This is a genomic window from Fibrobacter sp. UWOV1 (genome assembly GCF_900142495.1).
GTDB lineage: Bacteria > Fibrobacterota > Fibrobacteria > Fibrobacterales > Fibrobacteraceae > Fibrobacter.
In genome coordinates, this window is sequence record NZ_FRBA01000015.1 from 38,099 (window position 1) to 49,774 (window position 11,676).

At 51.9% G+C, this 11,676-nt stretch carries 10 protein-coding genes and 1 pseudogene; 7 read left to right on the plus strand and 4 right to left on the minus strand.

The features are described 5' to 3' along the window. The first annotated feature begins 61 nt into the window (after positions 1–61). The gene (locus BUC02_RS14295; RefSeq protein ID WP_073323678.1) at positions 62–769 is read left to right on the plus strand and encodes an FISUMP domain-containing protein; all 708 of its coding nucleotides are present in this window, start codon (positions 62–64) and stop codon (positions 767–769) included. 112 nt (positions 770–881) lie between these two features. On the opposite strand, the gene BUC02_RS14300 is transcribed toward BUC02_RS14295, so the two are convergent. After that, complete coding sequence (locus tag BUC02_RS14300) at positions 882–2,417, minus strand: Rne/Rng family ribonuclease (protein ID WP_073057475.1); 1,536 nt, start codon at positions 2,415–2,417, stop codon at positions 882–884. A 257-nt stretch (positions 2,418–2,674) separates the two neighbouring features. Here BUC02_RS14300 and BUC02_RS14305 point away from each other — a divergent pair, with 257 nt between their 5' ends. From BUC02_RS14305 to BUC02_RS14320, 4 genes are all read left to right on the plus strand, one after another. Beyond that, positions 2,675–5,128: a SpoIIE family protein phosphatase gene (locus tag BUC02_RS14305; protein ID WP_073323679.1), complete on the plus strand. Its 2,454-nt coding sequence runs from the start codon at positions 2,675–2,677 to the stop codon at positions 5,126–5,128. A 46-nt stretch (positions 5,129–5,174) separates the two neighbouring features. Next, positions 5,175–5,471: an STAS domain-containing protein gene (locus BUC02_RS14310; RefSeq protein WP_073323681.1), complete on the plus strand. Its 297-nt coding sequence runs from the start codon at positions 5,175–5,177 to the stop codon at positions 5,469–5,471. Positions 5,472–5,626: 155 nt separating this feature from the next. Then, on the plus strand, positions 5,627–7,087 hold the full coding sequence (gene ahcY, locus BUC02_RS14315; protein ID WP_073323683.1) for an adenosylhomocysteinase: 1,461 nt from the start codon (positions 5,627–5,629) through the stop codon (positions 7,085–7,087). 271 nt (positions 7,088–7,358) lie between these two features. After that, positions 7,359–7,682: a DUF3392 family protein gene (locus tag BUC02_RS14320; protein WP_073323685.1), complete on the plus strand. Its 324-nt coding sequence runs from the start codon at positions 7,359–7,361 to the stop codon at positions 7,680–7,682. Between the two features lie 11 nt (positions 7,683–7,693). Here the strand turns inward: BUC02_RS14320 and BUC02_RS14325 are convergent, their stop codons facing one another. Beyond that, positions 7,694–7,924: a hypothetical protein gene (locus BUC02_RS14325; RefSeq protein WP_073323687.1), complete on the minus strand. Its 231-nt coding sequence runs from the start codon at positions 7,922–7,924 to the stop codon at positions 7,694–7,696. Between the two features lie 49 nt (positions 7,925–7,973). Here BUC02_RS14325 and BUC02_RS14330 point away from each other — a divergent pair, with 49 nt between their 5' ends. Then, complete coding sequence (locus BUC02_RS14330; protein WP_254794238.1) at positions 7,974–9,044, plus strand: polysaccharide lyase; 1,071 nt, start codon at positions 7,974–7,976, stop codon at positions 9,042–9,044. Between the two features lie 16 nt (positions 9,045–9,060). On the opposite strand, the gene BUC02_RS14335 is transcribed toward BUC02_RS14330, so the two are convergent. Both BUC02_RS14335 and BUC02_RS14340 read right to left on the minus strand, forming a co-directional pair. After that, positions 9,061–9,693: a nitroreductase family protein gene (locus tag BUC02_RS14335; protein ID WP_073323689.1), complete on the minus strand. Its 633-nt coding sequence runs from the start codon at positions 9,691–9,693 to the stop codon at positions 9,061–9,063. 24 nt (positions 9,694–9,717) lie between these two features. Next, entirely contained in the window at positions 9,718–11,127 is a 1,410-nt protein-coding gene (locus BUC02_RS14340; protein ID WP_073323691.1) for an RNA-binding domain-containing protein, read from the minus strand. A gap of 328 nt (positions 11,128–11,455) precedes the next feature. Here BUC02_RS14340 and BUC02_RS16445 point away from each other — a divergent pair. Further along, positions 11,456–11,676: pseudogene (locus BUC02_RS16445) on the plus strand (IS21 family transposase); the annotation flags it as partial.

An 11,676-nucleotide genomic window follows, 5' to 3' on the forward strand; every position in this document is an offset into this window, starting at 1 on the left:
ATGAAGGACAAATGTTGCTATTTTTAAAATAGACTTAGCAATTAATCAAAAGGTCCCCTTTATGAAACATAGATTAGGCATCTCATTTGTTTACACAGCATTCCTCGCACTATTGCTTTCCGCCTGTGACGACGGTTCATCCGCGCCCGAGGAGCCCGTTGACACCTTCGATGCGGCGGTGGTTTGCCCGGCAGATGGTATGAACGCTTACGGAGAACCGAACCGTGGCACCTTTACCGATGCCCGCGATGGTCAGGTTTATAAGTACACGACTATCGGCAACCAGGTATGGATGGCCGAGAACCTGAAATTCAACGCACCCTATAGCGTCTGCTACGACAAGATTGAAGGATACTGCGAAACATTTGGTAGATTTTATTCCCTCCACGAAAATGGTGAGTGGTTTGATTTATTTGACCAGGAATTATTGGATACGATTTGCCCCACAGGGTGGCATGTTCCGTCTGTAGACGAATGGAGTGCATTAGCCAATAATATGGGTGAAGGAGCAAAAGCCGTTTCTAGATTAAATAGTTTCAAAAGCTTTGGGGAACACTACACACCTGGTTCCGATAACTGTGGATTCAACTCTTTACCCGCGGGTGCGTTGCTTGAAAACGGAGATCTTGAAGTTGTATATGTAACTTCCGTTTATTGGACTTCCACCGCCAAGGATTTGAGTTCTTCTTATTGCAGTTGGTTTAGTTCAAATGAAATTTCATTTGGAATAAACAGAGCCAAAATGACAATCCGTTGTGTAAAAAACTGATTTTGGCAACCATTCAATCTTATCCGCTTGCAAGTGTTCTTTTACAATCGTTTTGTCACACAAAACAAGGCCGCTCGGTTGAGCGGCCTCGTTTAATTGCATGACGAACAAATTACACGAACTTGTAGAGGTCGGTAATGTCTTCGTTGTTCTTGTCGTAGAACCAGAACTGGTTGATGTGAGCGTGTTCGTCTTCGACCAGGCTGATGCTCATGCCATGCTTGTATTCCAAGTAGTTGAACATGCGGTTGTGGTCCTTGCAGAGCACGTCGATTACCTGGGCGCTTACCACGAGGGTCACTTCGCGGAGCTTGCCCTTGGCCTTGGCGCGTGCCATCCAGCGGTCGATCATGCCGAGCGTGGATTCGAGCGTTGCAATGCGGCCATCGCCGTCGCACACCGGGCAGCGTTCGGTCTTTTCAGTCATCAGGTTCACGCGGACGCGCTTACGGGTGACTTCCATGAGGCCAAACTGGCTGATGGGAGCGGGGCTGATGGGGGCCTTGTCGCGGCGGATTGCCTTGCGGAATTCCTGGTAGACCTTTTCGTTGTCTTCTTCGGATTCCATATCGATAAAGTCGATAATAATCAGGCCACCCACATCGCGGAGCCTAAGCTGCTTTGCGATTTCGTAGCAGGCGTCGATGTTCGTTTCGAGGATGATCTTGCCCTGGTCCTTGCCGTGCACCTTGGGACCGGTGTTCACGTCGATAGAGACGAGTGCTTCGGTCTGTTCGATGACGAGGTTGCCGCCACGCGGGAGCGGTACCTGACGCTGCAGGGAACGTGCGTAGTCGTTTTCGATCTTGAAGTATTCGAACAGGCTTTCGTTAGAGCTCCAGAGCTTCACCTTGTCGAGCTTGTCCGGCGAGAGCACCTTGAGGTATTCGCGCAGGGCGAAGTATTCGTCGCGGTTGTCGATGTACACGTAGTCGGTGTTATCGCTGAAGTATTCGCGAACGGTCTGTTCAATAGAATCGGATTCTTCGTAGATGCAGGTTTCGGCAGGCTGGTTTTCGAAGTTGTACTTCGTCTGTTCCCACTTGCTTTCGAGTTCGCGCATCTGCTTGTTGATTTCGAATTCAGATTCGTTCAGACCGTTGGTACGAACGATGTAGCCCACGTCGCGACCTTTCAGGCGGCGGACCACCTTCTTGAATTCGCGGCGCTTGGCCGGGTCGCGTTCACGCTTGGACACCCCAATGAAGTTGGTGCCCGGCATGCACACGAGGAAACGACCTGCAAAGCTCAGGTGCGTGGTCAGACGGGCACCCTTGGTGCTAATCGGTTCCTTGACCACCTGAACCATGATTTCCTGGCCTTCTTGCAGGATTTCGTCAATCGAGACTTCCTTGGAAGAACCGTCCTCGTCGTCATCGTCGCCATATTCGCGGCGGAGGAGTTCGTTTCTGTCCATGGCGTCTTCTTGATGCAAAAAGCCTGCCTTTTCAAGGCCAATATCAATGAACGCAGCCTTGAGTGCCGGAAGCACCTTCTGGACCACGCCCTTATAAATATTGCCCAGAACTCGGTTAGAAGATACACCCTCGACGACAAGTTCAACGAGTTCGCCGTCTTCCATGATGGCGATACGTTTTTCGTAAGGGGTCTTACTAATCAAAATTCCGCGCTTGCACTTATTTGCCATTAAAGCTCCTAAAAGTAAGCAAAACTTGTTGGACGTCCCTAAGAAGCTTTCCAAAAGTATGGACGCTTCCGAACCCACGTGCTTCTTTTACGGAAAGTACCGCATTTCCACAGCGTAAAGTCTAGGGAACATAAATATAATAAGTTCGTAACCCCATTTCGGATTCCAAAAAATGAAATAAGGCGGAATTTCAAGAAAAAAAGGCAAAAAAGACAGAAAATTACATATATTATTAAACAATAAGAAGAGAGGAATATATGGGATTTAATTTCCGCGGGCTCGCTTTTAAGCAATCCTTGATGATTTTGGCCGCCATCACAATCGTGTTCGGCTTGATTTTTGGCATCATGAGTTACAAGACTCAGAACATGCTAAACAAGATGACTGTCGAAAACGGTGAAGAGACCAGCCGCGCCAACGTGAACTACATCGACAAGCTCTTTAACGCAAGCAAGCTCATTGGCGAGGACTTGTCGCACAAACTGACCGATCACCCCATGACCAAAAGCGACATGGACGACTTTTTGCTGCAGTCGCTCTTTAACGCCCGCAACCTGGTGCCCCAAGTGGTCGCCGTGGTAGTCGCCTACGAACCGGGCATGGGCCCTGAAACACCGAAGGGTGAATACATGAGGCTCGCCCGCTTCAATCACACCGATACCAAGCTCGTGACCGGCGCCAATTACCAAGACAAGGAATGGTACGCCAGCACCAGGGACGGCAAGACATCGCGCTGGCAGGAACCGTTCATCGGTGAATTTGTTCCGGAACCGATCGCCGTCTACACCGTTCCCCTTTTCAAGAAAGACAAGAATGGCGAAGACGTGCTAGTCGGCGTGCTTGCCGTTGACATGTCCATCGAATTCCTGAAAGAAGAAATCGGATCGATTCCTGTTTCGAACTCCGGATACGCCTTGGTTACCACCGCCAAGAACTTGGCTGTGGCGTACCCCAAGGAACTTGCCCAAGGAAAAAGAAACCGCGACATTATTGTAAGGGAAAAGCGCGGACAGAAGCTAATCGATTTTGACCGCAAAGGCCGCGACAGCAGCGGGCTGTTTATCGGTACGGTTGCCGACGGCGAAGAATCGGCCATTTACTACACCACCATCAATTCGACCAACTGGACATTCATGGTCGTGTGGCCCATTCAGAAATACCTGAAAGACCAGAGCGCCATGCGCAGGCTATTCCTGCTGATGGCTCTCGGCGGCTACGGTATCATATTCGTGATTATCTTGCTGATTTCTTTCCGCGTGGCAAAACCGCTGAAGGAACTGGCCTTGGCGGCAAGAAAATTAGGACGCGGAAACTTCGACGTCGCCATTCCAAAAATGAAAGGCCGCGACGAGGTTGCAGAATTTGCATGGGCATTCTCGAATATGCTCACCGAACTTAAGGACAACATCGAAAAGCAAAAAGACATGAAGCGCATCGAGCGCGAATTGGACCTTGCAAGAAACATTCAACTTTCGATGTTGCCCGGCGAAGAACGTGACGAAAACTCCGATGATGACCGACATGAACTGGCCCCGTTCCTGCTACCGGCCAAGGAAGTGGGCGGCGACTTCTACGACTTCTTTAAAATCGACAACGATCATTTGTGCGTAGTGATTGGCGACGTGTCCGGCAAGGGCGTTGCCGCAGCCCTGTTCATGATGGTTGCACGAATAATCCTCCGCACCATGACCAAGAACTTGAAGTCTGTCGTTGACGCTTTCAATAAAACCAACTACGCTCTCGCCAAACGCAACCGGCTGAACATGTTCGTAACGGTCTGGGCAGGCATTATCGACCTGCGTACAGGACATATTGACTTTGCCTCGGCGGGCCACAACCCACCTGTCGTACGACATAATGACGGCTCCGTGGAATTTATTCCCAGTAAGGCAGGGCTCGTGATGGCCGCCATGGAAGACACCGTTTACAAGCAGCAGTCTTATGAAATGAAAAAAGGCGATACGCTATTCCTTTACACCGATGGCGTGACCGAAGCAACCAACAGCGAGAACAAACTGTTCGGAGACGACAGGCTGCTCGAAACAATTAAGAAAAGCGGCGACTTGGACACCGCCAATACATGTACCTTTGTCAAAAAAGAAATCGACAAATTCGTACAGGATGTTCCTCAATTCGACGACATCACCATGCTCGCCGTCAAATTCAACGGAAGCGACGAACCCGTGTGGGAACGCTACGAAAAAACGATTGACGTTTCGGGCAACAACAAGGGTGAACTCAAATCGTTTGTAGAAGACATCTTGACACCAATGGATGGAGCAAAGAAAATGCAAATGCAAGACGCTTGGGAGCGTTATGAAAAGATAGTGGACGTAATCCCCGAAAACCAGGACATATTGACCGCGTTCGTCGAAGGAATTCTTGCGCCCATGGACGGTTCCATGAAGTCGCAGATGCAGATCAACATCGCTATCGACGAAATCTACAGCAACATCGTGAAGTTCTCGGGCGCAACCCGCGTGACCTTGATCGTGGAAGTCAGAAAGGCGACCCTTACCGCAAGGCTCACCTTTATCGACAACGGCAAACCCTACGACCCGATTAAGCAGGCCGATCCCGACATAACGCTTCCGGCCGAAGAACGTGAAATCGGCGGACTCGGAATTTTCATTGTGAAAAAGACGATGGATAGCGTGAGTTACCGCAGAAATGGTGAAAATAACGAACTCGCCATCACAAAAACCTTGTAATATTCTGTAAACTTTTTTAAATTTCTAAGAGAAAGAAGGATTAACCATGCAGATTACAAAGACTAACGATAACGATTCTTTGACCATTGCTCTCAAAGGAAGACTGGATACCTTGACTGCTCCGCAGCTCGATGCCGAAATCCAGGGCAAGCTTGACGGCGTGAAGTCGCTGGTGTTCGATTTCAAGAGCCTGGACTATATCTCTTCGGCAGGACTGCGCATTCTGCTGATGGCCCAGAAGGTGATGAACAAGCAAGGTTCCATGGTCGTGAAGAACGCAAGCTCCGAAATCAAGGAAATTTTCGAAGTGACCGGGTTCTGCGACATTCTGACTATCGAATAACCAACCTATTTAATAAGATTGGTCCGCAAGACTTACCCCCGACCCCGGTCGGGGATTTTTTATTACCGGGGCCGTTGACATGTTTTATGCATATAACTATATTTATGCATAAAAGAAACATGGGGCGCAAAATTTGTGCCAAAGGATATAATAACATGGAATACAAAATTAAGGACATTAACCTTGCAGTGGAAGGCCGCAAGGAACTCGACCTCGCCGAAACCGAAATGCCGGGCCTGATGGCGCTGCGCAAGGAATACGCCGGCAAGAAGCCGCTCGCTGGCGCCCGCATCATGGGTAGCCTCCACATGACCGTGCAGACCGCCATCCTCATCGAAACGCTTGTGGACCTCGGTGCCGACGTGCGCTGGGTGAGCTGCAACATCTTCAGCACGCAGGACAACGCTGCCGCCGCCGTCGTGGTCGGCAAGAAGGGCACCGTAGAAAACCCGCAGGGCGTGCCCGTGTTCGCCTGGAAGGGCGAAACCCTCGAAGAATACTGGGAAAACACCGCCCGCGCCCTCGTATGGCCCGACGGCAAGACCGCAGACCTCATCGTGGATGACGGCGGCGACGCCACCATGCTCGTGACCTGCGGCGCCGAATTCGAAGATGCTGGCAAGGTGCCCGAATTCAACCCCGCTACCGACAGCGAAGAATGGGGCGTGTTCCTCGCCACGTGCCGTAAGATTTTCGAGAAGGACCCGAAGCAGTGGACCCGCGCCCGCGAAACTCTCCGCGGCGTTTCCGAAGAAACCACTACCGGCGTGCATCGCCTGTACCAGATGGCCCAGGCCGGCCGCCTCAAGTTCCCGGCCATCAACGTGAACGATTCCGTGACCAAGTCCAAGTTCGACAACCTCTACGGCTGCCGCCACTCCCTCATCGACGGCATCAACCGCGCCACCGACGTGATGATGGCTGGCAAGATTGCCGTGGTGTGCGGCTACGGCGACGTGGGTAAGGGCTGCGCACAGTCCCTGCGCGGTCAAGGCGCCCGCGTGATCATCACCGAAATCGACCCGATTTGCGCACTCCAGGCCGCCATGGAAGGCTACGAAGTCAAGACCCTCGACGAAGTCGTGAGCATGGCCGACATCTTCGTGACCACCACCGGCAACACCGGCATCATCAGCGCCGCTCAGATGAGCAAGATGAAGCACCGCGCCATCGTCGGTAACATCGGCCACTTCGACAACGAAATCGACATGGCAGGCCTCAAGAAGATTCCGGGCATCAAGAGGAACGAAATCAAGCCGCAGTACGACGAATGGATTTTCCCCGACGGTCACAGCATCCTCGTGCTCGCCGAAGGCCGCCTGCTGAACCTCGGCTGCGCCACCGGTCACCCGAGCTTCGTGATGAGTGCAAGCTTCACGAACCAGACCATCGCCCAGATCGACCTCTGGCTCAATGCTCAGGGTAAGCAGACCGTCGCCGGTATCAAGTACGAAAGCGGCGTCGTGTACACGCTCCCGAAGATTCTCGACGAAAAGGTCGCCCGCCTCCACCTCGAAAAGCTCGGCGTTCACCTGACGACCCTCACCAAGGCCCAGGCCGACTACATCGGCGTGCCCGTCGAAGGCCCGTACAAGGCGGATCACTATAGGTACTAATGAGGTCGCGCTTCGCGCTTTGGGGTCGCTGCGCTCTGAGGCGTGAGCACGGCACTTCGTGCCTTTGAGCTGTCATCCTGAGTCCTTCGACAAGCTCAGGATAAACTCCGTCGAAGGATCTCCCTTAAAAGAACACCCCCGTGCAATTAAAATGCGCGGGGAATTTTTTTCCCTATAATATCAGATCTCGTTTCTTTTCAACAATCTGCCAAATTCCATCATTCTTGACTAGGCGAATAGGAAATCGCCGGCGGCTTTTTATATTTACGCCATGCAGCCATACATCCATCAGTTTGCAAACTTTTTGCGCTTGCACATGGATTCCATTTCAGTGGGTCTTGTCGCGACATTGCTCATCATTTACGGCGGGCATATCAACGCCTATTTCAAAAAGATAACCAAGAGCGTCCCTTTTCTCGGACGATTTGCACTTTTCGTGGTGCTTTGCAGCGCGGGCTATGCGTTCATGTCATCGCAGCTGGTGAAACTCCTAAAGATGTTCCTACGCAGTCAGGCGGACTTACCGCTCATCGGGATTGTCGCGGGAGCTTTTGTTGTGCTTGCGTTCTGCGCCCGCAGCGGAAAAGACATTTAGTCTCGAAAACGCTACCTGTTCCAGCCGGAATGCCCTTCGCCGTAATAGAGGGCGGCGTCTTCGGGGCCAAAGTCGTCGGCCACGGTATCGCGCGGAGAAAGCCACCCGCGCATCTTCTTGATGCGTGCCTTGCGAGCCTCGGCAGCGGTGTCTGCTGAAGTTCGGGCAGCGGGGGCTGCGGCAGGAGTCGCAGCAAAATTCGTGCCAGTTTCATTGTGCTTTTCGTCAAGTAAATCGGCCATACATTAAAAAGATAGTTTAATACCAGCCAAAAAAGATTATTTTAAAAGCATGAGCGCAAAAATTCGTAACACCTTTTCTGCGGCGATGTTCGCCGTCACGGCTACCACCTCCGCCGCGCTTGCCCCGGCTGCCTTCGCACAGGCAGCATCCGACACCGTCTCGTTCGTGAATTTCGAGAATCGCGAAGTCGGCGTGTACGGCAATGCCGAAGCCAAGGAAGACTTCAAGCGTAACGACTACGACAAAAGCTGGTGGTACGCCATGGACAAGAACAATGGCGAAAATTCCAAGGTCGTGTACGACGGCGAGGAACACGGCAACGTACTACAGCTCAAGTACCCCAAGGGTTGCGTGGGCCCGAACGACAACGACACGCCCGCCTGCGCCGGGCAAATCATCCAGCCGCTCGTGAAAACCGCCGACACCATGTGGAGCGCCTACGACATATTCTTCGAAGACGGGTTCGAGTTCCAGCTGGGCGGCAAACTCCCCGGCCTATGCGGCGGCAAGTGCTACACCGGCAACGCCATGCCCGAAACCGGCGACGGCTGGAGCGCACGCATCATGTGGCGCAAAGATGGCAACGCCGTGCAGCTCATCTACTTTATGGGGCAAGAGTCCGTATACGGCGACGACTTCAAGTGGGACTTGAACGGCACCATTCCGCAAAAACAGTTCACCACCGGCACCTGGCACCGTATTGTAAACAAGGTAAGTATGAATACCATCGCCTCTCCCGGCAACGGCGACAAGAACGGCCGCGTGCAGACTTGGTTAGACGGCGAACTCGTGCTGGACGTGGATACGCTCAGGCTCCGCGACTACGACACCGTGAAAGTCGACAAGTTCTACCTCTCCACATTCCACGGCGGAAGCAGCGCCGAATGGGCCCCCACCCACGACTGCTTTATCCGCTACGACAACTTCACCGTATCGACAGATTCCATCGCAGTAAAGGCGGGCGCACCGGACACAACCGCCCGCGACTCCAGCGGCACCGAACGAATTTGGACGCATCGGCAGGACCGCCTAAACGCGACACCCGCCAAGGCATACCGCATTGACGGAAGCTTGATTGGCAGGAGAAAAGCGAATTACGAAGTGAAAGTGGGAAGATAGGTTACACGATTTTTGATCACTTCGCGTAGCCGACGGGGTTGTTCAGCAAGGGCACCTGCGAGTCCGAAAGCTTGAGAAGCTTCTTGATGGCGGGAACGTCCATCGTCATGCGCGGACGGGTCACCAGGCCCATGCCGGCACAGAACAAATTAATATTCTCGCTCACGATTCCCGCGTCGGTTCCCATCGTCACCTTCGCGCGGGCGTCGCTGCTGCCGAACTTGGTCTCGTCCGCAACGATGAGGATGCTGACCGGGGCCGCCTTCGCCCAATCCTGACGGTCGGCAACAAGCCCCCTGTGGTCACCCTTCGCCACCTGCTTCAGGGCGTTTTCCTTGTTCAGGTATTCCGAGACGCCCTTGCTCGTGAACACGAACACGCGGATTTCCTGGAAGTTGCGGGCAGTCGGCGAAGTGAGCTTGCCGTCGGCAGGGCGGTTCACACCGATAGCCGCAAAAAGCAAATTCGAAAGATCCTGGTCAGAGAGCATCTTGTCGCTGAACTCCGTGCCAGAAGCCCTGTCCCAGAGCGCCTCCATGACAGGCTTGCCGCCGGTCTTTGCCGGAGCGGGGAGCTTTTGGAGCTGCGCCATGGCAAGCGTACTGCAGATGAGCGTTGCCATAAGCGTGAGTGCAAAACGATTTTTCATAGGGTATTCCTTGAGGTGATACTCTTAAAAAATAACTTCCCAATAACCAGTTTTGTCACTGCCAACACGCTTCAACACACCTAATCGTTGCAATTTCAATGTATTATCTGCAATTGTCGATCGATTCAAACCCAACAAGCCAGCTAGTTCCGTTAACGTTATTTTGGAGTTTTCAGTAATTTTCACCAAGATATCCTTTTGATTCTTTGACAATTTTACAGTCGGGTTTACAGTCGGGTTTACAGTCGGGTTTACAGCATCCTCATATGGAATGATTTTCCCCTGTTTCCTTTCGGCATCAAGATATTGCCTGCTCGGCGGGCATTCCACCACCAGACCGCCAGAATTCTCTTCGGGAATAGGCAATTTTGCCTTGCGAAGCTTGCAGACGTCGGTGATGTTCTTGTAGCCGCGACCCCAGCTTTCGACATAACCCGCCTTAAAGAACACATTTGCAATATTAGGGTTGCGCGGTTCGGAAGAATGCGGCTTGAACAATTTTTCGACAGGAACATCAACGGGCATCTTTCCGATATTCCAAATGCGAATCTTGTGAGCATAAACGCGAATCTGAATTGGCGTGGGCCTAGTATAATCACGATGAATCACAGCATTCAAGAGCAACTCACGGAATGCCTCCTTCGGGAAAAAGAATGTTTCTTTGCGATGAATGCCGTCATAGCTGATGAGAGCCTTCATGTACTTCGTATAGATGAGATCCATCGTCTTTTCAACCTGCATCACAAGCGAACCGTGAACCTCATCCTGATAGATAATATCCGCATCGTTATCGGCGAAGAACCCAATTTTTATATAAGCGCACATGACCCACTTTTCGGGATCCGGGTGAAAGCACATGACAGCCGCCCTCGTCAAGTAATCATTCTCGAACAACCGCAAGTTTCTCAAGAGAACATCCGTCGAAACATCCAGCGCCTTGCTATCAAGACGATTATGGTCAAGCGCCATTTTCTTGAAAAGCTTGATAGAATCATTATCCAAGTCTGCAACATCCACATGCGGCACAGGAACACTATCCCACGTGCGCCCCTGCACGGCAAGAATCATCTTGTCCAATTCATTGTCCACAACCTCTTGCGTCGTTGAACCGCTCCGCTTATAATATTTTCCGTGATAACTGACCGGGAACGGATATTTCTCCACATCGATTCGAAAATACTTCTTTCCACCTTCGTCAAGAAGGTTCACTTCGCAAATCAAGCCCATGGCTTGCAAAATCTTGTTCGGAATATCCTCCGAAAGCTTGCGGTAATCCTTCACTCCGCAAATTTCGCCATTATCCTTTACGCCTATATAAAGCGAGCCACCATGCGTATTGGCAAACGCGCAAATCCACTTGAGATATTCATCACGCCAGTTCTGTTTGAACTCAAGGTCGTGCTTTTCGTCTTTATCAATTTTCTTGACTTTCATACAGCCTCCATTTAATCGCTTTGGCGGCAGGTTGATGTTAGAGGCATCCCCTTTATTCCGAAAGTCCAGAATAAAAAAGACGCATTTTTCCATTAGACGGAAAAACGCGCCATGCATTAATGTACCTAATATTCAGAAACTTGGCTAGGGGAGCAAGTGATTATTCCGGCGTACTTTGAGCCACCAGTCCGGTGCTAGAGAGCCACCTTTCCGGAAAATGCGGAGCCACCGTTCCGGTCGAAAAGAGCCACCCCACAAACGGTCAAGAAAAACTCTATAATGGGATAGCCCGTCGCAATGCCGCGACGGGTTTTCCAATGGAGGTCACATGACCAAATACCGCGAAATCCTCCGGCTGAAGCATCTCGGCTTCAGCGAGAGGAACATCGCAAGGACGGCGGGCGTATCCCGCAACACGGTGAAACGTGTCGTGGAGGCGGCGAACGCGGCCAGGATTGACTGGACGCATGCCGAGAGCATGGATGACGCGACAATCGAGAAGGCGCTCTTCCCCGACAGGAAACCGGCACAGCCTAGCCACACGATAGA